This is a genomic window from Klebsiella sp. K5-204, from assembly GCF_030128585.1.
Lineage (GTDB): Bacteria > Pseudomonadota > Gammaproteobacteria > Enterobacterales > Enterobacteriaceae > Klebsiella > Klebsiella quasipneumoniae.
This window is the reverse complement of sequence record NZ_JAKUZS010000001.1, coordinates 262,130-286,678: the sequence shown is the minus strand read 5'-3', so window position 1 is coordinate 286,678 and position 24,549 is coordinate 262,130. Positions and strand designations below refer to the sequence as shown.

Genomic DNA, 24,549 nt, shown 5'->3' with positions numbered 1-24,549 from the left:
CTCTTCTCCACCTGGATGCGCTGTGGGTTAAACCATATCCAACCGGGTTTTCCGCGGCGGCGGCGGATAGAGGCGATCCAGCTGCGCAAGCTCTTGCGGGCTGAGAACGATATCAAGCGCGGCGGCATTCTGCACCACATGCTCGATAGTCGCCGCTTTCGGGATCGCCAGCATTCCCGGATGACGAATCACCCAGGCCAGCAGCAGCTGCGCCACCGTCACGCCCCGCGCGTTAGCCATATTGATGATATCGGTATGCTGAAAAAGTCCATCGCGTAAGCGCCCCGCCTGCGCCAGCGGGCAATAGGCCATCACCGGCAGGGTGTGCTGCTGACACCAGGGCAGAAGATCGTATTCAATGCCCCGCGACGCGAGATGATAGAGCACCTGGTTGGTGGCGCAGCGTTCGCCGCCCGCCGTGCGCCACAGCGCCTGCATATCGTCGGTGTCCAGATTGGAGACGCCCCAACGGCGGATTTTGCCCTCGGCCACCAGCCTTTCCATCGCCTCGACCGTCTCCTGCAGGGGGATATCGCCCCGCCAGTGCAGGAGATACATATCCAGATAGTCGGTCTGCAGCCGGCGCAGACTGTTTTCACAGGCGCGGCGCATCGCCGCTCCGCCGGCGTGCCAGGGATAGACTTTGGAGACCAGCGTCACCCGGTCGCGCAGGCCGCGGATCGCCTGGCCCACTACCTCCTCCGCCCCGCCGTCGGCATACATCTCCGCGGTATCGATTACCGTCAGGCCATGGTCGATGCCCGCGCGCAGTGCAGCCACCTCCTGCTGACGCTGCGCCGCGTTCTCGCCCATATACCAGGTTCCCAGCCCGATGGCCGGAACTGCCGCCTGCTCGCCAAAGCATACTGTTTTTTTCACCATCGTCTCCTTCTTCGCGCCCTGCACCACCATAAAGCAAAACAGGGCGCGAAGCCCTGTTTTGATGCATAAAGCGCACTGTAATAATGCACAATCAGAAGGTGTAGGTGATCCCGGTTGAGATCAGACCGCTCCAGGATTTGTCCACCATCGGGCTATCGGTGATTTCATCCGACAGACGCGTGTAGCGCGCAATACCGTATACGCTCCAGTCGCCGAGGAAGCGATAGTTGGCCGCCAGCTCCAGATACGGGTTCCAGCTGCTGTCCGGATCGTAGCTGCGCATCCCGCTGCGACGGGACTCATGCTGCGAGACGCCATAGTAGTATTCGTTCTGATTGTCGCTGTTCCACTCGACGCCAATGCCCGGCGTCAGCGTCAGGTTCCCGTTGGTGTAGCGGTACAGCCAGGCGAGATCCCAGTTGATGCCGTTGCTGTTATCCAGCGTATCGCCGGCAATCGTCGTGCGCAGGAAGCCATAGGGCGTATTGTGGACATAAGAAAGACCGGCCATCACGGTCGATTTACGTTTATCCAGGCGACGCATTTGTTCGCTATCGCTGTCGCCCGGCTTGAAGTACATCGGCGACCAGTAGGCCGTTATCGACAGCTTATCGTTGGTGTCATTCCACAGGTAGTAACCCCCGCCCAGACCGTGGAACCAGAAGTTATCGCTCTCATAACTAATGACCGGCACCGGATAAACATCCGCATCATACTGCTTGTACGGATGCTCAACGATGCCGACGCCAGCCCCAAGCGTGAACTTCCCATCGGCATGCGCCGCGCTGGCGGAGGTCGCAATCAGCACGCCGAGTGCCAGAAGTTTGATTTTAGTCACAATCCATATTCCCGTTGTCAAATAATCAGCCCGTGCAGTTTACCGTCGTAGGTCTCATGCCTCAAATTCTTTACCCGATATGACACAAATCGTTCACTTTCCCACCCTTCTCTTACCATCTGGTGACAGCCCGATGACAGCTTCACGTCCCGGCGAATCAAAAAGCGTCTTTTTCAGGATGAGTTATTGATATGTCATTGAAATTGATTTTCTGCGGCATGCAAGATTTCTAAATGCATCTACGCTTAAATTTAGAAGGTGTAATTGCAGGGCACATTCACGCTACCCCACCCGCAACCTGGCATAAGGGTTGCTGGATACCAGGAGAGCGATGTTCAGCTTATGTCTTCCGGGGGCCCCCACTATTCATATGAACGGCTCTCAACCTGTGCTAAAAAACGAAAGGACGGCATGCCATGAATATATTCGATCACTATCGCCAGCGCTATGAAGCTGCCAAGGACGAAGAGTTCACACTGCAGGAGTTTCTTACCATCTGCCGGCAAGATCGCAGTGCCTATGCCAATGCGGCAGAACGTCTGTTGATGGCCATTGGTGAACCCGTCATGGTTGATACGGCTCTCGAGCCGCGGCTATCCCGTCTCTTTTCAAACCGGGTCATCGCACGCTATCCGGCGTTTGAAGAGTTTTACGGTATGGAAGACGCCATTGAGCAGATCGTTTCCTACCTCAAGCATGCCGCCCAGGGGCTGGAAGAGAAGAAACAGATCCTCTATTTGCTGGGACCGGTGGGCGGTGGTAAATCATCGCTGGCTGAACGGCTGAAAGCCCTGATGCAGCGCGTGCCTATCTATGTGCTGAGCGCCAACGGCGAGCGCAGCCCGGTTAACGATCACCCGCTGTGCCTGTTCAATCCGCAGGAGGATGCGCAGATCCTTCAGAAAGAGTATGGCGTCCCTACCCGCTATCTCGGCACCATTATGTCGCCGTGGGCGGCCAAACGCCTGCATGAGTTTGGCGGCGATATCACGAAATTCCGCGTGGTCAAAGTCTGGCCGTCGATTCTCGAGCAGGTCGCCATCGCCAAAACCGAACCGGGCGATGAGAACAACCAGGATATTTCAGCGCTGGTGGGTAAAGTGGATATCCGTAAGCTGGAACACTATGCGCAGAACGACCCGGACGCCTACGGCTACTCCGGTGCGCTGTGCCGCGCCAACCAGGGGATCATGGAGTTCGTCGAGATGTTTAAAGCGCCGATCAAGGTGCTGCATCCGCTGCTGACCGCGACCCAGGAGGGTAACTATAACGGGACCGAAGGGATCTCCGCCCTGCCGTTTAACGGGATCATCCTTGCCCACTCCAACGAATCGGAATGGGTGACCTTCCGTAATAACAAAAACAATGAGGCCTTCCTCGACCGCGTCTATATCGTCAAAGTACCTTATTGCCTGCGGATCTCCGAAGAGATCCGTATCTATGAAAAACTGCTCAACAGCAGCGAACTGACGCATGCGCCATGCGCCCCGGGCACTCTGGAAACGCTGGCGCGCTTCTCGATTCTGTCGCGCCTGAAAGAGCCGGAAAACTCGAGCATCTACTCGAAAATGCGGGTCTATGACGGCGAGAGCCTGAAGGATACCGACCCGAAAGCGAAATCCTATCAGGAGTATCGCGACTATGCCGGGGTGGATGAAGGGATGAACGGGCTCTCCACCCGCTTTGCCTTTAAGATCCTCTCAAGGGTGTTTAACTTCGACCATGTTGAAGTGGCGGCCAACCCGGTGCATCTGTTCTATGTGCTGGAGCAGCAGATTGAGCGCGAACAGTTCCCGCAGGAGCAGGCCGAGCGCTATCTGGAGTTCCTCAAAGGCTATCTGATCCCGAAATACGCCGAGTTTATCGGCAAAGAGATCCAGACCGCTTATCTGGAATCCTACTCCGAGTACGGGCAGAACATTTTCGATCGCTATGTCACCTACGCTGACTTCTGGATCCAGGATCAGGAATACCGCGATCCGGACACCGGGCAGCTGTTTGACCGTGAATCGTTGAATGCCGAGCTGGAGAAAATTGAGAAGCCGGCCGGGATCAGCAACCCGAAAGACTTCCGTAATGAAATCGTCAACTTTGTGCTGCGCGCCAGAGCCAACAACAGCGGACGTAATCCGAACTGGACCAGCTATGAGAAACTGCGCACGGTTATTGAGAAGAAAATGTTCTCCAATACCGAAGAGCTGTTGCCGGTCATTTCGTTTAACGCCAAAACCTCAACCGATGAGCAGAAAAAACACGACGACTTTGTCGACCGCATGATGGAGAAAGGCTACACCCGCAAACAGGTTCGCCTGCTGTGCGAGTGGTACCTGCGGGTTCGTAAATCGTCCTGATGCGTCCAGCCCGGCGGTGCGCCGCCGGGCAAACTGCAGCTGAATGATGATAAGTAAAGTTGGCTAATGCAGTACAGGAGGGCATATGACCTGGTTCATAGACCGACGCCTGAACGGGAAAAACAAAAGCGCCGTCAATCGTCAGCGCTTTTTGCGCCGTTATAAGGCGCAGATTAAACAGTCGATCTCCGAGGCCATCAACAAGCGCTCGGTGACCGATATTGAGAGCGGAGAATCCGTCTCGATCCCGACGGACGATATCAACGAGCCGATGTTTCATCAGGGTCGCGGCGGGCTGCGCAACCGCGTCCACCCGGGCAACGACCATTTCGTGCAAAACGACCGCATCGAACGCCCGCAAGGGGGCGGCGGCGGCGGGGGCGGCGGTCAGGGGCAAGCCAGCGCCGATGGCGAAGGGAAGGATGAGTTTGTCTTCCAGATTTCGAAAGATGAGTACCTGGATCTGCTGTTCGAAGATCTCGCCCTGCCGAACCTGAAGAAAAATCAGCACCGGCAGTTGAACGAGTTTAAAACCCATCGCGCAGGCTTTACCTCTAACGGGGTGCCGGCCAACATCAGCGTGGTGCGTTCGCTGCAGAACTCGTTGGCCCGCCGGACGGCGATGACCGCCGGCAAGCGCCGTGAACTGCGCGCCCTGGAGGAGGATCTGGAGACCATCAGCCGCAGCGAACCGGTGCAGCTGCTGGAGGAGGAGCGCCTGCGCAAAGAGATTGCCGAACTGCGGGCTAAAATTGAACGGGTGCCGTTTATCGACACCTTTGACTTACGCTACAAAAATTACGAAAAACGGCCGGAGCCCTCCAGCCAGGCGGTAATGTTCTGCCTGATGGACGTCTCAGGCTCGATGGACCAGGCCACCAAAGACATGGCCAAGCGCTTTTATATCCTGCTGTATTTGTTCCTCAGCCGGACCTATAAAAACGTCGATGTGGTCTACATCCGCCACCATACTCAGGCGAAAGAGGTGGATGAACACGAGTTCTTCTACTCTCAGGAGACCGGCGGCACCATCGTCTCCAGCGCCCTGAAGCTGATGGATGAAGTGGTGCAGGCGCGTTATGACCCGGCGCAGTGGAACATCTACGCCGCCCAGGCGTCGGATGGCGACAATTGGGCCGACGACTCCCCGCTGTGCCACGAACTGCTGGCGAAGAAAATTCTGCCGGTGGTGCGTTATTACAGCTATATCGAAATTACCCGCCGGGCGCATCAGACCCTGTGGCGCGAGTATGAACACCTGCAGGCGACCTTTGATAATTTCGCCATGCAGCATATCCGCGACCAGGAGGATATCTACCCGGTATTCCGTGAACTGTTTCACAAACAATCGTCTAAAAGTGAAGCGTAGTGAAATACTCAGCCAGTGAGTCGAGTGACTTGCTGGCTATTTTCCTCAGACACAAGGCCCGATGGCACAGCCATACATCATGTAAAACGGAAACAACGGGGCCATGGCGACGGCGCCAAGCGAGCTAATCGTTTTGGTCTTATCATTGATTGATACCACAACGGGGTGAGCTAACTGGTAGGCGGCGGCCAGATCTGACGCGTCCGATGCCGTCCAAAACCCTGTCGCTTTAAACAACACCCCGAGGCGATCGTTATCAATCTGCACCGCATGATACTGATTTACCAGCTCGCTATGCTGCCCGGCATCCAGTTTGCGCTGATCCATCACCACCAGATATTCCGCCGTTACCTCATGTTGTTCCACGACAAAGTTAACCCGCACGCCGGAAGCCTGTTGGTGAAAGCGCTCATAAAAGGTCTTATAACGCTGATATTCCTCAGGCACACCGTCACGGACAAAGCGGTAACTGTATTTCGCTGAGCTGGCGACAATACCGGACTCTGTGGGTTTCACCGCCACAATGGTATCCCGAGGCGGCAAGTTTGGCGCGCTGGTACAGCCTGCGAGCATCGCCACTACGACCAGCGATAAGATATATTTCACCATTTTCAGCCGTTCCTGTTCGCGATTTTTTCTATGACATCTGGCGTTTTTTTAACACTCCAGGTACAAATCCCTAACCCTGTGTATCATAACTGCCTAATCTGCTTCAAACATTCGCGCGATCGTCAGCGTTGAACTGTTTCTACTCTCAGGAGCCTGCTATGACCCCTTTTTATCAATTGACGGCTACCCGCCTGCGCGGACAGCCCCTCTCCATGGCTGACTATGCTGGTAAGGTGGTTCTGGTGGTGAATACGGCCAGCCATTGTGGCTTCACGCCGCAATATGCTGGCCTTGAAGCGCTCTACCAAAAGTACGCGGCTCAGGGGCTGGTTGTGCTTGGGTTCCCCTGCAACCAGTTTGGCAAGCAGGAACCCGGCGGTGCGGATGAAATCGAGCAGACCTGTCACGTTAACTACGGCGTGAGCTTCCCGATGTTTGAAAAAGTGGACGTCAACGGCCCCGCCGCGCATCCGCTGTTTCGTTATTTGAAACAAGCGTTGCCCGGCGTGCTCGGCGGACGGATCAAGTGGAATTTCACCAAGTTCCTCATCGGTCGCGACGGCACTCCCCTCACGCGTTTTGCGCCGTTCACGACGCCGGAGAAAATGGAAGCCGCCATTGTTGCCGCACTCAAACGCTAAGTGTTCCTGTCATTCCACGTTCGCCCAACGGTGGCTGGCTGCCCATGCAAGATAGAGGTAGATCTCACGCGGCCAGCAACCGTCTGTGGTTGGCCTAACTTCCGCATGCCCGACACGCAGCCTACAGCGGCGACACGGCCTCAACCTCATGCTGAAACACGTAGGGGTCGGAGAGCAGTTCGAATACTTCGTCGTCCGGATAGGTGACCGCGACGTGATAGTCTTCGCCTGCGAAGGCTTTGACCGCCGCGAGATCCTGCCAGTAGGTGGCGAGAAAGAAATGCGCCCATTCGCCCTGGTTTTCCCGGCGCACCAGCGCGCCCCTGTTGCCGGAGATACCCCGGGCGTGTTCCACGCCGGTCCGCTCAAGGTGCTTTGCAAACCCCTCGGCATGTTGCAATGGCACACAGCCGTGCCAGGTCCTGACAATCATTTGCGTTCTCCTGTGGTAATCAACCTCTCACCCTAACATCGACAGGCATTTTTGGGGGAGCGCAACAAGGCGGCGCTGGCAACAACGCAAAATTATTTTGCCGGACGGGTATATCCCCTCACTCTGCAGTATTTTCGACTGCGGCGCAGCATTGGGCCGAATATTGCGCGGTGAGTATGACTGTTAGCGGGCGCGGAAAAAATCGTGGCTCGTCAGCCCCGGGGGGTCTTATCGATACACGCCCAAGCCGCGTCCCTTCAGGGCATCGCCAGCCGCTCTTGATGATCCGCAAAGAGAGCGATGAGATGGTCGGCGAGAACCCGCACGCGTCTTGACCCGGCCAGGTCGGAATGCATCACCAGCCAGAGGGTCTGATCCGCGCCGATCTCCGGCTGCAGGCACTGCAGGCCGCAGGCCCTCGCCATAAAGTGCGGCAGGACGCCCAGTCCGAGGCCCGCGGATACCGCGGAAACCTGGGCCACGAGCGTATTGGCTTCAACTTTACACGGCCGGCCGCGCAGAGTGCGCGTGATCCATTGGGCGGCCGGCAGGTGCTGGTGAGTTTCCGGCCACCCCACAAAGTCCGCCTCGCTCAGCGACAGGCCGTCCGCCCCGGCCAGATAGCCGGCGGCGCCATAGACGCCAAACCCCACCGTCCCCAGACGCTTTAACGTCAGATGCCCGGCCTCAGGCTTGACCATGCGGATCGCCAGATCGGCATCCCGACGGTGCAGGTTCACCGGCTGCACGCCGCTCATCACCTCCACCCGCAGCTCGGGATATTGCTCCAGGAGCCCCTTCAGGGAGGGCAGAATAAAATGCGTGGCCAGGTTGTCAGCGGTGGCCAGGCGGACAACCCCGGCGACATGCCCCTGCAGTTGCGCCGCTTCGCCGAACGCCAGGCCTGCGTATTCCAGCGCCTCAGCCCGCGCGAGCAGGGCTTCGCCATCGTCGGTCAGGCGATAGCCGCTCTGATGGCGGCTGAAGAGCGGAACGTTCAACGCCTGCTCCAGCCGATCCAGCCGGCGGGAGACCGTGGCAATCCCCATGTTCATCTTGTCGGCGGCGCCGCTCAGCGTTCCCGCCCGGGCGATGGCGAGGAATATGCGCGCATCATCCCAGTTAAATTCTGCGGTCATCTATTTTCCATTTACGGAAAACGACTCTCCGTTTTCCGCTCTTTTTTATCAGTTTCACAGGGATGATACTGCACGCCACTCGCGGAGACAACCAGGCCATCCGGTCGCCTGCTCGCTCCTCACCTGAACGTCCGCGCACCGCGCGGAACGCACCTTTCCTAAGGATACGCCTGATATGAAAGAGATTGCTTTACCCCTCCACCCGGCGCCGGCGCGCGTCTGGATAGCCGTCGTTGCGCTCGGGTTCTGCGCCTTTTCGATCGTCACCAGCGAACTGGCGCCGGTGGGCATGCTCAGCGCCCTGGCGGCGGATTTTCACCAGACGGAATCCGGCATGGGCCTCGCCGTCACCGCCTATGGCTGGGTGGGCGCCCTGGCGGCTCTGCTTTCCGGCGCGATGCCGGCGCGTATTTCCCGCAAGGCGCTACTGGTCGGGCTGATGCTGATCCTGGCGCTTTCCTGCCTCGCCGCAACCCGGTCTTATTCGATGTTCGCCCTGATGAGTGCCCGCATGATTGGCGCCCTGGCCCATGGCGCCTTCTGGGCCTTAATTGGCATCGTCGCCGCGCAGCTGGTGCCGCCGCACCGGCTGGGGCTGGCCACGGCGATCATTTTTGGCGGCGTGTCGGCGGCAAGCGTAGTGGGGGTACCGCTGGCGAGCTTTATCGCCACCCTGGCGGGCTGGCGACACGCGTTTATGGCGATGGCCTTGCTGTCACTGGCCGCCGCTGCGGCGCTGTGCTCAACGCTGCCCCCGCTGGCGGCCCCTGCCTCCGTCAGGCTGCGTGTTTATCGCGATATTTTCCGCAATCCGCTGCTCGTTGGTCTGTATGGCGCCACGGCCTGCATCATTACCGCACACTTTGCCGCCTTCACCTACATTGAACCGCTGCTGATAAATCTGCAGGGAGTCCCGGCGACCGCCCTCTCCGGCCTGCTGCTGCTGTCAGGGGTTTCCGGGCTGCTGGGTAACGTTATCGCCGGTAAGCTTATCGATCGTCATCTGAAGGGGCTGATTTTCGCTGCGCTGCTGCTGAGCGGGGGCGCGCTGGCGATCCTTGGCGCCGCCCGTCTTGCGCCACTGCCGTTCTGTTTTAGCGGGCTACTGTTAGCCCTGTGGGGCGCCGGCATCGCGATTGTGTTCGTCGGCTTACAGACCTGGCTGCTGCGCAGCGCGGGCGCGGTCGCCCAGCCGGCGTCAGCCATTTACGTGGCCATTTTTAATGCCGCCATCGGCACCGGGGCGCTTGTCGGCGGCCAGCTGATCGCCTCAGCTGGCCTGTCGGGAATGGTGTGGCTGGCGGCGGGGATCATGGTGGGCAGTACGCTGCTGATCGCCCTGCTGAAAGCGCCCTCGGCCCGCTAAAGGCTGCCCTGTAAAACCGCGTTTTCACGGTCCAGAGTGAAGACCTGCCACACGACGCGGGTCGCGCTCAAGGTAAAAATAGCCGTCGCCAGCGTATTTTCCTCATCCGGATCGTCGGGAGACAGCCGGTAAATCGGTAACAGCGGATCCTGCTGGTCGGAGAGCATCGCTTTCGCTGTCACGCCATCCAGCGGCGGGTTCGTCGCCAGCCATGCGTCCAGGCGCCGCTGGCGCGAACCGGAGCTCCCGGTCACGATCTGTTCAATGGCCGCAAGCTGGGGATGGATCAGATGGTTGGCATGCCCGCCGGTGGCGGACAACTCGAGCACCGAGCTGCCGGAGCCGGTGGCTTCCACGCTAAACAGACGGCTATCGCCCATCTGGCCCAGGGTATGGTGAAATGCGCCCGCGCGCGGCGTGGCGCTCAGCAAAGTGACGGCTTCCTCTAAGGTGGCGGCGTTCAGCGATGCGCGGGCCACAATCTGGCGCGGCATGCCGTCCGGACGATGCACGGCGCGAATATTGTTGACCGTATTGACTATCCCCTTCTCATTCACCGCGAAGGTATGCCCGCACAGGGAGCCGGGATAGGCAAAGCTGGTGAAGGCGAGGCCCACCTCAGGGGTTACGCTGACGATGGCGCACTCTTCACGCAGCTGCGGGAAGCCGTCTTCATTGTGCGCAATGATCAACGCGCCCTCCGGGCTTCTCCCCGCCAGGGTGGTGCAGCCATCTGACGTCGAACGTACCAGATCGCCGCGACAGTTCCAGGCGAACACCTCATCCACCGGCGCCTGCAGCCCCTCCGCCATGCCCTCCAGCTCCTGCCAAATCAGCGGGAACTGCGCCTGCACGGCTGCGCGCATGCGCTGGGTCTGTTCCGCCGTTTTCAGGGCGGTTACGGTTTGCCACAGCGCCGTTTGCCTGATTTTAGTATGCCAGGCCTCACGACCAAACGCGCCAAGCTGCTGACCGACCGCATAGGCGGAACCACGGATTGCGATTGTTTTCATATTGTCATCATTCACTTATGTTCAGGATACGTGTTGCAAAAACTCTTGCAGACGCAGATTGCTGCTGGCCGTGAGCAGCGCCTCAGGTGAACCATCTTCGGCAATGGTGCCGCCATCAATAAAGATCAACCGGGAAGCCACCTCTCTGGCAAAGCCAATCTCATGGGTCACAATCACCATCGTCATGCCCTCTTCGGCCAGGGATCGCATGACCTTTAACACCTCATGCCGCAGTTCGGGATCGAGGGCGGATGTTGGCTCATCAAATAACATCATTTTGGGTTTCACCGCCAGGGCGCGCGCTATCGCCACGCGCTGCTGCTGACCGCCCGAGAGCTCTGCCGGATAGTGGTTGGCGCGTTCACGCAGCCCCACGCGGTCCAGCAACGCCAGCGCCTGCTCCCGCGCCGCGGCCTTACTCTGCTTGCGCACGCGAAGCGGACCGAACATAACATTCTCCAGGGCGGTCAGATGCGGAAACAAATGAAACTGTTGAAACACCATACCGGCTTCGCGGCGAATATCACACTCATTCGCGTGCGGATCCGTAATGTGCATGCCCGCCACCAGCAGCGTTCCCGAAGAGATCGCCTCCAGCTTGTTAATGCAGCGCAGCAGGGTCGATTTTCCCGAACCGGAAGGGCCAATGATCACCACTACCTCGCCCGCTTCAATCTTTAAATTGATATCGTGCAGCACCTGAGTGGCGCCGAAGTTTTTCGCCACCGCGCTAAATTCAACCATGCTCATAAAATATGGATCCTTTTCTCAAGTTGTTTCAGCAGGAAGCTCAGGCACAATGTCAAAAACAGATAAATCATCGCCACCGCCGTCCACACCTCCAGCGCCCGAAAATTGCCGGCAATAATCTCTTGTCCCTGACGGGTTAATTCTGCCACGCCAATGACAATAAACAGCGAGGTATCTTTAATACTGATAATCCACTGATTGCCTAATGCCGGGATCATCCGCCGAAAAGCCAGCGGCATAATGACATGCCACAGGGTGCTGCGCGGCGATAATCCCATCGCCAGGCTGGCTTCTTTAAATCCTTTATTAATCGACAGAATCGCGCCCCGGGTGATCTCCGCTATATAAGCCCCGGAGTTAATCACAATGGTGATAATGGCGGCGGGAACCGGATCAATACGCACCGGCAACACCATCGGCAGGGCGAAGTAGATAAACATCACCTGCACCATAATTGGCGTCCCGCGGATGACTTCCACAAACACCAGCGATACCGTTTTGGATATTGTTCCGCCTAATGCGCGGCAGGTCCCGGCCAGCAAGCCAATGATTAATCCACCTAATAAACCTGATAACGAAATAATCAGCGTCAGCTGCAAACCTTGCATCAGCAGCGGCAATGCATCCCAAATATAGCGACTGTCAAAATTCATGCTTCTACCCGTAAAGAAAATATGAGGTCGGATCGCTCCGACCTGGCAGGGTTATTTCGGCTGTTTAGCAAACCACTTTACGTAAATCTTGTCGTAGGTGCCATCGGCGCGCAGAGCCTGCAGGGCCTGGTTGACTTTTGGCGTCAGGCTGCTGTTTTTCTGCATCGCAAAGCCATACTGCTGTGGCAGAATGCTGTCCGTCTCACCGGTGGATTTGACCTTGCCGTTACCCGCCGTCTTCACGTAGTAAAGGACATTCGGTGAATCATGAACCACGGCATCGAGATTACCGGCCTGCAGGTCAAGGTAAGCGTTATCGATATTCGGGAACTCGATATAATTCGCTTTATATTTGCTTTTCATAAAGCTGGCTGCCGCTGTCCCCTGCTTAAGGCCGACTTTTTTCCCGGTCAAATCGCTGAATTTAACAATGGAGTTGTCGGTACTTTTCACGGCCATGAGCAGGTCGGCATTATAATATCCTTCGCTGAAGTCCACGACCTGCTTGCGCGCATCGGTAATCGTTATTCCCGCCATCGCCACATCCAGATTACGCGACTGCAGACCGGGGATCAGGCCGCCGAAATCCATCGGCCTTAATTCGTAGCTGATATGCATTTTCTTCGCAATCGCGTCCCACAGATCGATATCAAAGCCGACATATTTATCGCCTTGTTTAAATTCAAATGGAACAAAGGCAGTATCGACACCCACCGTTATTTTATCTTCTGCTGCTGTCACAAAACTGGCTGAACAAATAACTAATGCCAGCGTCAGCTTTAATTTCTTAAATAATCCACTCATAATTACCCTCAGCGTCAGTGAAATAGCCTACAACGAACGTCATCCTGCGAAATATCTCGCCGGAAGAATTAATAATAAGAGCTGATATGCCGGGCGCAGTTTTATGCGCCCGAATAAAATCGATAACTTATTCAGAAAACAGAGAGTCAGAGGTATCCGGTACTGGCGTTTGCGCGCTGTTCATCACCATGGAGAGAAAACTGTAATAACCGTTTATTCCAATCAGATCCACCACGCCCTTCTCGCCCCATAACTCAATGGCTTGTTGCCAGGTCTCATCGCTGACCTTTTGCTGTTGATGCAGCTGCTGACAGAAGTCATAGATCGCCTGCTCATCGGGCCGCAGATCCGCGGGCCGGCGCCTTTCCTTAATCGCCTGCACCGCCGCGGCAGAGATCCCTTTCTCGCGTGCTATCGGCGCATGGATCGCCCACTCTACCGGCTGCGACCAGTGCCGCGCGGTCAGCAAAATCGCCAGTTCAGAAAGACGCTGGCCCAGCGCGCTGCGATAGCGCAGGTACTCCCCCATACGCTGGGCATGCGCCATCAGCTCGGGGCTACGCAACAGCGGTTCAAAGGGCGGCAGCAAGGCGCCGCGCGGTCCATTGATGATCTCTTCCGCTAACTGACGCTGCCGATCGTCCCATTCCTGTTCCGCCAGGGGCGGTAAACGATTGATCATAATTTCCCCGTCTCTTCGCGGATCACACAGTCCAGGGTATCGACCACAAAATCGAGCTGCGCCGGGGTGATGATAAACGGCGGTGCAATCAGGATGTGGTCGCCAGACTGGTCATCGATCGTGCCGCCCATGGGATAGACCATCAGTCCGCGCGCCATACAGTTTGCTTTGATCGCGGCGTGCAGCTTCAGGGCAGGATCGAACGGCGTTTTGTCGTCTTTATCGCGCACCAGTTCGACCCCCGCAAACAGGCCACGTCCGCGCGTATCACCGACATGCGGTAACTCCCCCAGCACCTCGCGCAGCGCCTTGTGCAGATAGGCGCCCTGCTGTTTGACAGCGTCCAGTAAATTATCGCGCGCGATCACCTGCTGCACCGCCAGGGCTGCCGACGCGGCGGTGGCATGACAAATGTAAGTGTGACCGTGCTGGAACAATCCGCTGCCCGCCTTCAGCGCGGAGACGATGGTCTCACTCGCCAGCACCGCCCCAATCGGCTGATAACCCCCGCCGAGTCCCTTGGCGATGGTCACTAAATCGGGCACCACGTCGTCCTGTTCAAACGCATGCAGCGTCCCGGTCCGCCCCATACCGCACATCACCTCATCCGCGATGTACAGGATGCCGTATTTGTCGCACAGGCGGCGGACCCCTTGCAGATAGCCCGGCGTCGGCGGCGTGGCTCCCGTCGTCGCTCCCACCACGGTTTCCGCACAGAAACCGATGATCGTTTCCGGGCCGGCCTCAAGGATGGCTTGCTCCAGCTCATTGAGCAGACGTTCGGTATACTGTTGCTGGGTCTCGTCAGCCCGGCGATCGCGGTACTCATTGCAGGCGGAGACGCGGATAACATCCATTAATAAGGGGGCAAACTGGCGACGGCGCCATTCGTTCCCCCCCACCGCCAGCGCGCCCAGCGTATTGCCATGATAGCTCTGTTTACGGGCGATAAAGCGGGTGCGCGATGGCTGGCCGATCTCCACAAAGTACTGCCGCGCCATCTTCAGCGCCGTCTCTACCGCCTCAGAACCGCCCGAGACAAAGTAGGCGTAGTTAAGCTCGCCGGGCGCCGTGCGGGTGAGATGTTCGGCAAGCTGCTCGACGGCATCGCTGGTGAAAAAGCTGGTATGCGCATAGGCCAGCCGATCGATCTGGCGGTGCATCGCCGCCAGCACATCAGGATGCGCGTGTCCGAGGCAGGAAACCGCCGCCCCGCCACAGGCATCAAGATACGGTTTTCCCTGGGCATCAAAGATATAGGCCCCTTGCGCACGTGAGGCCACCATCGGCGTGCTACGCAGGCTGCGGTGAATGACATGACTCATACTGGGTTCTGCTCCTGAATCCGCTACATTAATTGAGCGTATCTTGCAGGATCCATTTGGATCACGTCAACGAATTAAAGATATAAATGCATCTATTATACTTATAACTGATACATTTGAATCATTTATCAGGACTTACCGGGGATCACGTAGGCGCCAGACTCAATGAGATAGCGTTCGGCACTTTCAATTTTACTCACCGCCTCCCGGCCGTGGCGCACCACCAGCATCGCCAGCAGACACTCCGCCAGCCCCATGCCGGAGACCACGGAAGGGAAAAATGACGGACTGTCGATGGAAAACAGCAGCGTGCAGTCCGCCGCCTGCGCTAAGGGGGAAACCGGCGAGTCGGTAATGGCGAGGATCCTGGCCCCGGCCTGCCGGGCTGCCCGTAAAACATCCAGTGATTCGCGTGAATAGGGCGCAAAGCTGGTGAGTAAGAGGCAGTCCCGGTTGGTCAGTTCGCGGGTAAAGACTTCGATATTGCTGGCCAGGCCATCGATTAACGATACCTGGCGGTTGAACAGTCGATAGACATAGAACAGCGACCACGCGATCGGAAAGCTGGCGCGGAATCCGCAGATATAGACATTCTCCGCGCTATCGAGCAAGGTCACCGCCTGCTCCATCTGCTGGGCATTTTCGTTTTGCGTAAAGGTCAGGTTCGCCTGATGCGCCTGAAATACCTCTTTATACAGCTGCGTTTGCGTGCCGCGGGCCATCATTTTTTCCGCTTTTGATACGTATGTATCATTGCGCAGCCCCAGGTCGTCAATGAAATCGCTTTTCAGCTCGCTCCAGCCACGGTAGCCCAGCCGCTGCGCCAGACGCAGCAGCGTCGCCGGTTTTACCCCGGCTTCCGCCGCGAAGGCGCGCATGGATAACACCACCAGCTGACTGGCATTTTGCAGTGAGAACTCGGCGGCGCGTTGCAGCTCGGGCGACAACCCGCCGAATTCATTAATGATTTTTTCCCTGAGATTCATGGCAGCCACTGACTGGTTTTAAGTGAAAGCTATCTAATCATATTTGAGATCAAGACTCTATAGGTGGCTAACGACCCCGCGTGTCACATCCGTTCCCCCTTCTCATTGCTGGCGTGCTTTACTTCAAATATGGCACAAGAGGAATGTCACTGGCGGGTGGGAAAAGGTATGCTCTTATCAGGGGGCGTTGCACATCAAAGCCCTGTTCACTGCTGGAAATCTCACCATGGCACGCAACCGCACTTTTTCTCTCAATCTCCGTTGGCGAGCGCTGCTCAAAGACGCAGGGATGGAGCCTGAACATCTTCTCCGCCAGGCCGGTTTGCCGGACGACACCTTTTCAGACATCAATCGCGGTCTGACTACCGATGAGTATCTGCGTTTCTGGCGCGTGCTGGAAAAAGAAAGCGACGATCAGGCCTTTCCTTTGCCCTTTGTAGAAAGGGTCTCTGCGGAAGTGTTTGATCCCCCGCTGTTCGCCGCCTTGTGTAGTACCCACATGATGCAGGCGGTCCAGCGGCTGGCCAGGTATAAACTGCTTATTGCCCCCATGGTGCTGGAGACGACGGTCGTGCAGAACGGCACGCTGACAGTGTCTCCGCGCTGGCTGGGAGCAACAGAAATCCCTGCCTCTCTGGAAGTGGCAGAGCTGGCATTTTTACTTCGTCTGAACCGACTGGCCACCCGCGAACCGGTTCAGGCCGTGAAAGTAACGCTCTCACAGCCCCTCACCCGCCAGCAGACCCACCACTTTTCAGCCTTCTTCGGCACGACCATACAGCGTGGAAAGCGGGCGACCATCAGCTTTGCCGCCGCTGATGCCCTGCGGCCCTTTTTGACGGTGAACGAGGGTATGTGGCAGGTCTTTGAGCCGGAGCTGAAGCGTCGTCTCAGCCAGCTTAGCGATCAGGCCTCAACGGCTGAACGTGTTCATGCAGTCCTGCTGGAGCTTCTGCCGGGCAACGACGCCTCTATCGACAATACGGCGCAACGTCTGGGAATGAGCAAACGCACCCTGCAGCGCAGGCTGGCGCAGGAGGGAGAGAATTATCGCGCCCTTGTTCACGCTTGTCGCGAAGCGCTGGCTCGCCACTATCTTCTCAATACCACGCTTTCCGGCTATGAAATCGCCTTTCTGCTCGGTTTTGAAGATCCAAATTCCTTCTACCGGGCTTTTATGGCGTGGACCGGCCAGACGCCAGAAACCCTCAGAGACATGATGCGCCTCAACTAAGCGCGCGTCATGGCGCGCTTTGCCAGTATTGTGGCGCACCGTGCCAGCGACACCGCGCCTGACAGCAGGCACACTCAGCGCAGTCTACTTGCCGAGGTGCTTATGTTTATTCAGGAAAATAAAACCGCGCTGGTCACCGGCGCATCGTCAGGGATGGGGAAAGCCATTGCCCGTCGTCTTATCCAGGAGGGTTACCAGGTTTACGTTGCTGCCCGGCAGCTCGGGAAAATGGAAGATCTGGCTTCGCTAGGGGCCCAATGCCTGCAGATGGATCTCTCACGGCAGGACGATCGGCTGGCGGTCGTGAACACCATTCTGTCTCAGACCGGAGGGGTCGATGTACTGGTCAATAATGCCGGTTTTGGCCTGTATGGCCCGGTCGAAGAGATCGGCATCGATGAGGCTCGCTACCAGTTTGAGGTCAATCTCTTCGGCGCGGCACATCTCACGCAACTACTGCTTCCCGCGATGCGCGCCCGCCGTCGCGGATATATTGTCAATATCTCTTCCATGGGCGGGAAGATGTATAGCGTCCTCGGCGCATGGTACCACGCCACCAAACATGCACTTGAGGGGTGGTCAGACTGCCTGCGGCTGGAAGTTGCCGACTTCGGCATCAAGGTGGTTATCATCGAACCTGGAGTGATTGAAACCGGCTTCGGCGATGCGGCCAGTGAAAGTATTGTCAAACGTTCGGCCACAGGACCGTATGGTCAGTTGGTAAAAGGGGTCGCCCTGTCGATCCAAAAAACGTACGGCCATGGCACCGGCAGCGACCCGCAGACGATCGCCGAGGTGGTCCTGGTCGCGGTGAATGCCTCAAATCCACGCCCCCGTTATGCCGTCGGTAAGTATGCCAAATTGCTTATCCGGATGCGTGTCTGGCTGGGCGACCGTCTTTTCGATCGTATTATCCTCAGCCAGATGCGCTGAGGTCATGTTCTGCTCACTTTCGCCTCGCGCTGGAGGGGGATGACTCTTCCAGCCAGTCGATAAAAAACGCCATAAACGCCGATACCTGAGGGGGCTGCAGCTTTCGCTGGGGAAAGACAAACTGCAGCCCAACCTCCTTGCGGTCTAACCGGCTGAAACCGGTGAAGCGGTCGGCAAACAACACCTGAAGCCGCCCCTCCTCGACATCCCTCTTCACATCCCACCATGATTTACCGGCGATCCCCGCCCCGCTGAGCGCCCACTGCCGCAGCAGTGCCCCATCGTCGCAGACCATCGCCGGCGTTACCCGGATGACCTGCTCTTTTCCCGCCTCCTCAAAGCGCCACTCGTTCATCACCACGCCGTGCCGCTCCAGCGCCAGGCAGCGATGATGATGCAGCGCCTCGGGCGAAGCAGGCGTTCCACGGGCGGCAAGGTAAGCCGTCGAGGCCACCAGCACTCGGTGGTTAGGACGAATGTGGCGGATGGCCAGGCTACTGTCCGGCAGGTTACCGACGCGGATGCTCATATCCAGCCGGTTGGCGACCAGATCCTCCACGCGCTCGCCTAAGTAGACGGAAAAGGTCACTTCCGGGTGCCGGCGGGTAAAGTCGACGATGGCCGGGCTAAGGTATTGTCGGCCAAAGTCGGAGGGGGCGGAAAGGCGAATATCGCCGCTCAGGACCCCCTCTTTTTGCGTCAGCAACGACTCGGCGTGGCGCGCCTCCTCCAGCACGCGCCGCGCGGCATGATAAAAATCTTCCCCCGCGTTGGTCAGGGTGATAGCCCGCGTGGAACGATGGAACAGGCGGGTCTGATAACGCTCTTCCATCGCCTTCAGACGTGCAGTCATGGTGGCCGGCGAGAGCGACAACCGTCTGCCGGCGGCGGAGAGTCCCCCCGCCTCGGCGACGGCCACCAGCAGCGCCATATCTTCCAGCTTGCCCATTTTTCGCATTTCCCGAAAAGTGAATCTGTTTTTCGTCTAATTATCAAAATCAGATCCCGACTGTAAAGTGATTTCCATTCCACTCGCAAGGGACATCATTATGAATACGCTCTCACTTTTTGATCGTCATCGCATCGGTACGCTGCCGCTGAAAAACCGCATCGTCATGGCCCCCATGACCCGGGCGCGCGCCCTGCAGCCGGGAAATATCCCCTCCGCGCTGATGGCGGAGTATTACCGCCAGCGCGCCAGCGCGGGTTTGATCGTCACGGAAGCGACGCAAATCTCTCCCGAGGGACAGGGGTACTCCTGGACGCCCGGCCTGCATTCCGCAGCCCAGATTGCCGGCTGGCAGTTGACGACCCGGGCCGTACACCAGGCCGGCGGCGTTATTTTTTCTCAGCTCTGGCACGTGGGACGCATGTCGCACGCCCGTTTTCATGCGGATGGTCAACCCGTGGCCCCCTCGGCGCTGGCGCCGAACGCCCAGGTCTGGGTGGTGGATGAGCAAGGCCGGGGGCAGATGGTGGACTGCCCACCGCCGCGGGCGCTCTCCCGGTCGGATATCCAGCGTATTGTCGCCGATTACCGCCAGGCGGCGCGCAATGCGATCGCGGCGGGGTTTGACGGCGTGGAGGTGCACGGCGGCAATGGCTATCTGATCGACCAGTTCCTGCGGCGTACCGCCAACCAGCGCACCGATGAGTACGGCGGTAGCCTGAACAACCGGATCCGTTTTGCCCAGGAGGTGCTGACCGCCATCGGCGACGCTATCGGCCGCGAGCGGACGGGCATCCGCCTTTCCCCCTTCATTACCCAGCGCGGGATGAATGACCCGCAGGTGATCGACGCCATCCTTGCCCTGGCGGCCTGGTGCGAACAGCAGGGTATCGCCTTTATCCACCTGGCGGAGGCGGACTGGAACGATGCGCCAGCCGTTCCCCGGCACTTCCGCGACACGCTGCGCGCGACCTTCAGCGGCACGCTGATCGTGGCCGGGAATTACGATCAGCAGAAGGCGGAGCGCATTCTTGGCGCCGGTCTCGCCGACCTGGTGGCTTTCGGCCGGCCGTTTATTGCCAATCCCGACCTGCCGCAGCGGCTTCAGCACCGCTGGCCGCTGGCGACCGTCAGCGATCCCGGCACGCTGTTTGGCGGAACGGCGGCGGGCTATACCGACTATCCCTTCTATACGGAGCATAAAGAGTGAAAATGACCCACAACATGTTACCTGCCGGGCGTGGTGTCGCTGTTGCCCGCACGCTGGCCAGACGCGGCCTCACGCGCCGTCGCTGCGCCACCGCGCTGCTGCTTGCCGGAATGTCCGGCTCCGCGTTTTCAGCCCCGCAGGATCTGCTGAAGCCAGCCCAGCTCATCGTTGATAGCAGCCTTCCCGCTGCCACACGCGCCGCCAATGAATATGTCGCCAGGCAATACGCCACGTTCTGGAATACCGGCGATGACGCGCTGGCCAGGGCGGCGCTGGCGGGGAATTTTATCGATAAAACGCCCCCGGAAGGGCGCCAACAGGGGCCGGAAGGAGCGATCCTCGCCTCCAGAGCGTTTCGCCAGGCGGTGCCGGATTTACGCTGTGATGTCGAACAAATGATCGTGGCCGGTGACCGGGTGGTCTCACACTTACATTTTCATGGCCACTTTACCGGGACCTTCGGCACCCGGAAGGGGAAGGGACAAAATATCGATTTTATCGCCACCGATATCTATCAGATCAGCGGCGGTAAAATTGCCGCCAACTGGCATATTGAAGATAACCTGACGCTGATGAAACAGCTGGGCGCGCAATAAGCTGCCCACCCGGATGATGAGTAAGCGATCGGCAAAACCACGAGCCGCCCCGGACTCCGCCAGGACGGCTCGCCTGGCGGAGTCCGGCGCTTAAATTTGCGCCAGCCCGCCGTCGACATAGATCTCTGCGGCGTTAATAAAGCTCGACTCATCCGACGCTAAAAATACCACCGTCCGGCCAATCTCCTCCGGCTCGCCCAGCCGTCCGAGCGGTACGCTGGCGGCCAGGGCGTCGAACAAGCCCTGGCGGTCCGCCTCCGCCACCAGCCCGCCCAGACCCGGGGTACGCACCGGACCCGGGCTGACGACATTGATGCGGATCCCGCGATCGTTCATCTCCAGCGCCCAGGAGCGCGCCAGGCTGCGTACCGCGGCCTTACTGGCGCTATAGATGCTGAAGTTCGCCGTCCCTTTGACCGCCGCCGTAGAGCCGGTCAAAATCACCGAGGCGCCGTCGGTGAGCAGCGGCAGCGCTTTCTGGACGGTGAACACCACCCCGCGCACGTTGGTGGCGAAAATCCGCTCGACGTGCGCTTCGGTGATGGCGCTGAGCGGCAGCATATCCCCGCCGCCAGCATTGGCGAACAGCACATCCAGGCGGCCGGACTCATCGGCAATGGTCGCAAATACCGCGTCAAGGTCGCTTAACACGGCGGCGTCGGCGCGGATCCCGCGGGCGGCGGGCCCGATGAATCTTACCGCCGCATCCAGCTCCTCCTGTCGGCGGCCGGTGATATACACCTTCGCGCCCTGCTCCGCCAGCGCTTTCGCCGACGCCAGGCCAATCCCGGTGCTGCCGCCGGTCACTAACGCCACTTTATCCGCAAGTTTTTTGCTCATGGTGCATTTCCTTGGTTAGAGTATAAACAGGCCAGGCTCGCGAAAGCGTCCCGCCGGGTATGGAAAGCACTGTAATCGCCTCACAGAGGCGGAAAAATGGCCTAATCTGAAAAACACTTTTCCCCTCCGTGGATAATGACGTCCAATAACCAGGATCACGCCCATAATGGACCGGTTTTCAGCCCTCAAAGCCTTCACCCGCGTTGTCGAAGCCGGCAGCTTTACCCGCGCCGCGGACTCGCTGGATATGCCCAACGCCACCCTCAGCAAAACCATCAAGCAACTGGAAGCGCACCTGGGGGTTTCCCTCCTGCAGCGCACCACCCGGCGTATTACCGTAACGCCGGAAGGACGGGAGTACTATGAAAAAGCTCGCTGCCTGCTGGAAGACCTGGAAGAGATCGACGCCTCCTTCAATACCGCCCACAATAAGCCGAAGGGCCATCTGCGGATCGCCATCGGCGGGTCGACCGCGCGCGATGTGCTGATCCCGCTGCTGGCGGACTTTATGACCTCTTGGCCGGATATCCGTATTGATTTGCAGGTGGCCGATAAACCCGCGGACCTCATCAGCGGCAATATTGACTGCGCCATCCGCGGCGGGCCGATGGAAGACTCGACGCTGATCGCCCGTAAAATCGGCGAGGCGACGCTGGTTACCTGCGCCACCCCGGGCTATCTTCAGCGCTGCGGCACGCCCGCCTCGCCGGATGAACTCCATCATGGCCACCAGCTCATCAGCTATCTGTCGCCGGCCAGCGGCAGAGCGTTTCCGTTTCGCTTTACGCGTCACGGCGTCAGTACCGAGCTCAAGACAGAGCCCCATCTCGGCATCAATGAGAGCAACGCGCATATTGCCGCCGTCGAGGCGGGCTTAGGCATTGTGCAGACCTTTACCTATTCGCTAAGACCGGCGCTGGCAAGCGGCAAACTGGTGGAGATCCTCGCCGCCTGGCGCCCGGCCCCCTATCCTTTTCACGTCGTCTATGCCCGGCACCGGCACGTCCCGCCCCGGCTCCGCGTCTTTATTGACTGGCTGGCGGCGGTTTTTCCGGCTGCTGTGCAGGGATAAAGCGCGTTATCTGACGCGGAGCAGGTCGCCGTATCGCGTGGTGTAGCGCGGCGATAGCATCTCTCGCTTCATCTGCCACTGCTGCTGGATCCCCTGGCCGGCAAAATAGAGCGCCCCCCTGCCGTTTTTCGCATTCAGCTGGTCGAGCACCTGCATCAGCCTGGCGCTGTTCTGCCGCGGGGCAAGCTCGTCGAACAGGTTCAGCTGGGCGACGCCCTGGCTGTAGAAATCGCCGAGCATCACCCCGGCCTTCTGATAGCGGTGCCCCGCTTTCCAGATGCCGTCCAGGCAGCTTGTCGCCGCGGCGATAATATCCCGGGAATCCTGCGTCGGCGTCAGCAGCTTCAGCGAGGCGCTGTTGCCGTAATAGGGTTCATTCAGCGCGAAGGGGCTGGTTTTGACAAAGGCGGAGACGAACCGGCAGTACTGATGCTCACCGCGCAGCTTTTCTGCTGCCCGCGCGGCATAGCTGCAGATCGCCTGGCGCATATCCTCATAGGCCGTAATGCGATCCCCGAACGAGCGGCTGCAGATAATTTCCTGCTTCGCGGGGGCAAACTCCTCCAGCGCCAGGCAAGGCTCGCCGCGCAGCTCCCGTACCGTTCGCTCGAGCACCACCGTGAAGTGCTTGCGGATAAAGCGGATATCGCTCTCCGCGAGCTGAAGTACCGTGCCGATCCCCATCGCCTCGAGCTTTTTGCCGATCCGCCGCCCGATGCCCCAGACCTCACTCACCGGCAGCAGCGCCATCAGCTTTCGCTGCCGCTGCGGGCAAGATAAATCCACTACCCCGCCCGTCTGCCGCTGCCACTGCTTCGCCGCGTGGTTGGCCAGCTTCGCCAGGGTTTTGGTCGGGGCGATCCCGACGCCCAGCGTCAGATGGGTGCGCTGCTGCACCGTGGCGCGGATTTCCCGGCCAAAGTCAGTCAGATCTCTGCAGTGGCGCACGCCGCTGACATCGCAAAAGGCTTCATCAATACTGTAAATTTCGCAGCGCGGGGCGAGCTCTTCCAGGGTGGACATCACCCGGCTGGACATGTCGGCGTACAGCTCATAGTTGCTGCTGAACGCCACGACGCCGTGGCGAAGAAACGCCTGCTTCTGCTTAAAGTAGGGTTCGCCCATTTTCACAAACGGCTTCGCCTCCACCGAGCGGGCGATCACGCAGCCATCGTTGTTCGACAGCACCACTACCGGCCGCCCCTTCAGGTCTGGCCGGAAGGCGGTCTGGCAGCTCGCATAGAAGGCGTTCACATCACAGTGCGCGAACATGATCAGCCCGCCGCCTTGATGATGTAGGTCACCACGCCGAAAATATCGAGCGTCTCCTCGCGGCCGACCACGATGGGCGAATAGGCCGGGTTCATCGGGTTAAGCTGCACCCGCGGCAAAAGCTGCAGCTTTTTTACGGTAAACTCGCCGCCGACGGCGGCAATCACGATATCGCCATGCTCCGCTTTGCGCGCGCTGTCCACCACCAGCAGATCGCCTTCGTCAATGCCGGCGTCGATCATGCTGTCGCCAGCGGCTTTGACAAAATAGGTCGCGCTGGGATGCTGCACCAGCAGCTCGTTGAGGTCGATTCGCTTCTCGACATAGTCCTGAGCCGGGCTGGGAAAGCCGCACTGCACCAGGTCGGCAAAAAAGGGGAAGGAGACAATCTGACGTAGCTCAACCGGCGTGTAAAAGTTCATTTTTCAACCCACCATATAATACTGAATATATATACAGTAGTTTTGCCGGTTTTGCCGGTCAATATCGGCTCCAGCTATCAATCGCCAGCACTGAAATAACTCCTTGATGTCACTGAAGGTCACCGTCGTCGGTGGCGAACCGTTTGCTGCTTTTGCGCGCAGCCCGCCCGTCGCGCGTGG

Annotated in this window: 26 protein-coding genes; 10 read left to right on the top strand and 16 right to left on the bottom strand. The window is 58.7% G+C overall.

Annotated elements, in window-relative coordinates:
• Positions 1-27: 27 nt before the first annotated feature.
• Positions 28-882 carry an aldo/keto reductase gene (locus MKR05_RS01460; protein WP_048334776.1) on the bottom strand — a complete coding sequence of 285 codons (855 nt, stop codon included), beginning with the start codon at positions 880-882 and terminating at the stop codon, positions 28-30.
• Between the two features lie 91 nt (positions 883-973).
• Complete coding sequence (locus MKR05_RS01455) at positions 974-1,720, bottom strand: MipA/OmpV family protein (protein WP_023289272.1); 747 nt, start codon at positions 1,718-1,720, stop codon at positions 974-976.
• Positions 1,721-2,136: 416 nt separating this feature from the next.
• Between MKR05_RS01455 and yeaG the strand changes: the two genes are divergently transcribed.
• Positions 2,137-4,071, top strand: a complete 1,935-nt coding sequence (gene yeaG / locus MKR05_RS01450) for a protein kinase YeaG (protein ID WP_004203779.1) — start codon at positions 2,137-2,139, stop codon at positions 4,069-4,071.
• An 85-nt stretch (positions 4,072-4,156) separates the two neighbouring features.
• Positions 4,157-5,440 carry a YeaH/YhbH family protein gene (locus tag MKR05_RS01445; RefSeq protein ID WP_012968476.1) on the top strand — a complete coding sequence of 428 codons (1,284 nt, stop codon included), beginning with the start codon at positions 4,157-4,159 and terminating at the stop codon, positions 5,438-5,440.
• A gap of 45 nt (positions 5,441-5,485) precedes the next feature.
• On the opposite strand, the gene MKR05_RS01440 is transcribed toward MKR05_RS01445, so the two are convergent.
• A complete protein-coding gene (locus MKR05_RS01440) occupies positions 5,486-6,049 on the bottom strand; it encodes a hypothetical protein (protein WP_072413014.1) in 564 nt (187 codons plus the stop codon).
• Between the two features lie 158 nt (positions 6,050-6,207).
• Between MKR05_RS01440 and MKR05_RS01435 the strand changes: the two genes are divergently transcribed.
• Complete coding sequence (locus MKR05_RS01435; RefSeq protein ID WP_072413013.1) at positions 6,208-6,690, top strand: glutathione peroxidase; 483 nt, start codon at positions 6,208-6,210, stop codon at positions 6,688-6,690.
• Positions 6,691-6,811: 121 nt separating this feature from the next.
• Here the strand turns inward: MKR05_RS01435 and MKR05_RS01430 are convergent, their stop codons facing one another.
• A complete protein-coding gene (locus tag MKR05_RS01430; RefSeq protein ID WP_044522295.1) occupies positions 6,812-7,123 on the bottom strand; it encodes a hypothetical protein in 312 nt (103 codons plus the stop codon).
• 91 nt (positions 7,124-7,214) lie between these two features.
• Between MKR05_RS01430 and MKR05_RS01425 the strand changes: the two genes are divergently transcribed.
• Positions 7,215-7,310: a hypothetical protein gene (locus tag MKR05_RS01425; protein ID WP_225319980.1), complete on the top strand. Its 96-nt coding sequence runs from the start codon at positions 7,215-7,217 to the stop codon at positions 7,308-7,310.
• Positions 7,311-7,380: 70 nt separating this feature from the next.
• Here the strand turns inward: MKR05_RS01425 and MKR05_RS01420 are convergent, their stop codons facing one another.
• A complete protein-coding gene (locus MKR05_RS01420) occupies positions 7,381-8,262 on the bottom strand; it encodes a LysR family transcriptional regulator (RefSeq protein WP_072422040.1) in 882 nt (293 codons plus the stop codon).
• Between the two features lie 175 nt (positions 8,263-8,437).
• On the opposite strand from MKR05_RS01420, the gene MKR05_RS01415 reads away from it, so the two are divergent.
• On the top strand, positions 8,438-9,628 hold the full coding sequence (locus MKR05_RS01415) for an MFS transporter (RefSeq protein WP_072422041.1): 1,191 nt from the start codon (positions 8,438-8,440) through the stop codon (positions 9,626-9,628).
• On the opposite strand, the gene MKR05_RS01410 is transcribed toward MKR05_RS01415, so the two are convergent.
• The 7 genes from MKR05_RS01410 to MKR05_RS01380 form a co-directional block, all read right to left on the bottom strand.
• A complete protein-coding gene (locus MKR05_RS01410) occupies positions 9,625-10,641 on the bottom strand; it encodes a C45 family peptidase (protein WP_064158349.1) in 1,017 nt (338 codons plus the stop codon). The genes MKR05_RS01415 and MKR05_RS01410 overlap by 4 nt on opposite strands.
• A gap of 21 nt (positions 10,642-10,662) precedes the next feature.
• A complete protein-coding gene (gene glnQ, locus MKR05_RS01405) occupies positions 10,663-11,385 on the bottom strand; it encodes a glutamine ABC transporter ATP-binding protein GlnQ (protein WP_064158366.1) in 723 nt (240 codons plus the stop codon).
• A gap of 2 nt (positions 11,386-11,387) precedes the next feature.
• A complete protein-coding gene (gene glnP / locus MKR05_RS01400; RefSeq protein ID WP_023289264.1) occupies positions 11,388-12,044 on the bottom strand; it encodes a glutamine ABC transporter permease GlnP in 657 nt (218 codons plus the stop codon).
• A 51-nt stretch (positions 12,045-12,095) separates the two neighbouring features.
• The gene (gene glnH, locus MKR05_RS01395; protein WP_023289263.1) at positions 12,096-12,848 is read right to left on the bottom strand and encodes a glutamine ABC transporter substrate-binding protein GlnH; all 753 of its coding nucleotides are present in this window, start codon (positions 12,846-12,848) and stop codon (positions 12,096-12,098) included.
• 127 nt (positions 12,849-12,975) lie between these two features.
• The gene (locus MKR05_RS01390) at positions 12,976-13,530 is read right to left on the bottom strand and encodes a carboxymuconolactone decarboxylase family protein (protein ID WP_023289262.1); all 555 of its coding nucleotides are present in this window, start codon (positions 13,528-13,530) and stop codon (positions 12,976-12,978) included.
• Positions 13,527-14,855: an aspartate aminotransferase family protein gene (locus MKR05_RS01385; RefSeq protein WP_284118033.1), complete on the bottom strand. Its 1,329-nt coding sequence runs from the start codon at positions 14,853-14,855 to the stop codon at positions 13,527-13,529. Before MKR05_RS01385 ends, MKR05_RS01390 begins: the two co-directional genes overlap by 4 nt.
• Before the next feature lie 128 nt (positions 14,856-14,983).
• Positions 14,984-15,841, bottom strand: a complete 858-nt coding sequence (locus MKR05_RS01380; RefSeq protein ID WP_124074155.1) for a MurR/RpiR family transcriptional regulator — start codon at positions 15,839-15,841, stop codon at positions 14,984-14,986.
• A gap of 226 nt (positions 15,842-16,067) precedes the next feature.
• Here MKR05_RS01380 and MKR05_RS01375 point away from each other — a divergent pair, with 226 nt between their 5' ends.
• Together MKR05_RS01375 and MKR05_RS01370 are read left to right on the top strand one after the other, a co-directional pair.
• Positions 16,068-17,075 (top strand): AraC family transcriptional regulator, encoded by a 1,008-nt coding sequence (locus tag MKR05_RS01375; protein WP_238875535.1) that lies wholly within the window; start codon positions 16,068-16,070, stop codon positions 17,073-17,075.
• 102 nt (positions 17,076-17,177) lie between these two features.
• Positions 17,178-18,008 (top strand): oxidoreductase, encoded by an 831-nt coding sequence (locus tag MKR05_RS01370; protein WP_044522348.1) that lies wholly within the window; start codon positions 17,178-17,180, stop codon positions 18,006-18,008.
• Positions 18,009-18,021: 13 nt separating this feature from the next.
• On the opposite strand, the gene MKR05_RS01365 is transcribed toward MKR05_RS01370, so the two are convergent.
• Entirely contained in the window at positions 18,022-18,957 is a 936-nt protein-coding gene (locus tag MKR05_RS01365) for a LysR family transcriptional regulator (RefSeq protein WP_044522280.1), read from the bottom strand.
• 100 nt (positions 18,958-19,057) lie between these two features.
• Here MKR05_RS01365 and MKR05_RS01360 point away from each other — a divergent pair, with 100 nt between their 5' ends.
• Positions 19,058-20,167 carry an alkene reductase gene (locus MKR05_RS01360; RefSeq protein WP_238875514.1) on the top strand — a complete coding sequence of 370 codons (1,110 nt, stop codon included), beginning with the start codon at positions 19,058-19,060 and terminating at the stop codon, positions 20,165-20,167.
• 2 nt (positions 20,168-20,169) lie between these two features.
• Positions 20,170-20,763: an ester cyclase gene (locus MKR05_RS01355; RefSeq protein WP_101991932.1), complete on the top strand. Its 594-nt coding sequence runs from the start codon at positions 20,170-20,172 to the stop codon at positions 20,761-20,763.
• 90 nt (positions 20,764-20,853) lie between these two features.
• Here MKR05_RS01355 and MKR05_RS01350 read toward each other — a convergent pair whose 3' ends face one another.
• Complete coding sequence (locus tag MKR05_RS01350; protein ID WP_101992744.1) at positions 20,854-21,603, bottom strand: SDR family oxidoreductase; 750 nt, start codon at positions 21,601-21,603, stop codon at positions 20,854-20,856.
• A gap of 166 nt (positions 21,604-21,769) precedes the next feature.
• Here MKR05_RS01350 and MKR05_RS01345 point away from each other — a divergent pair, with 166 nt between their 5' ends.
• Positions 21,770-22,675, top strand: a complete 906-nt coding sequence (locus MKR05_RS01345) for a LysR family transcriptional regulator (RefSeq protein ID WP_023289255.1) — start codon at positions 21,770-21,772, stop codon at positions 22,673-22,675.
• Between the two features lie 6 nt (positions 22,676-22,681).
• Here the strand turns inward: MKR05_RS01345 and MKR05_RS01340 are convergent, their stop codons facing one another.
• Both MKR05_RS01340 and MKR05_RS01335 read right to left on the bottom strand, forming a co-directional pair.
• Positions 22,682-23,947: a Y-family DNA polymerase gene (locus MKR05_RS01340; protein WP_072422046.1), complete on the bottom strand. Its 1,266-nt coding sequence runs from the start codon at positions 23,945-23,947 to the stop codon at positions 22,682-22,684.
• Positions 23,948-23,949: 2 nt separating this feature from the next.
• The gene (locus MKR05_RS01335) at positions 23,950-24,369 is read right to left on the bottom strand and encodes a translesion error-prone DNA polymerase V autoproteolytic subunit (protein WP_032452491.1); all 420 of its coding nucleotides are present in this window, start codon (positions 24,367-24,369) and stop codon (positions 23,950-23,952) included.
• Positions 24,370-24,549: the final 180 nt, after the last annotated feature.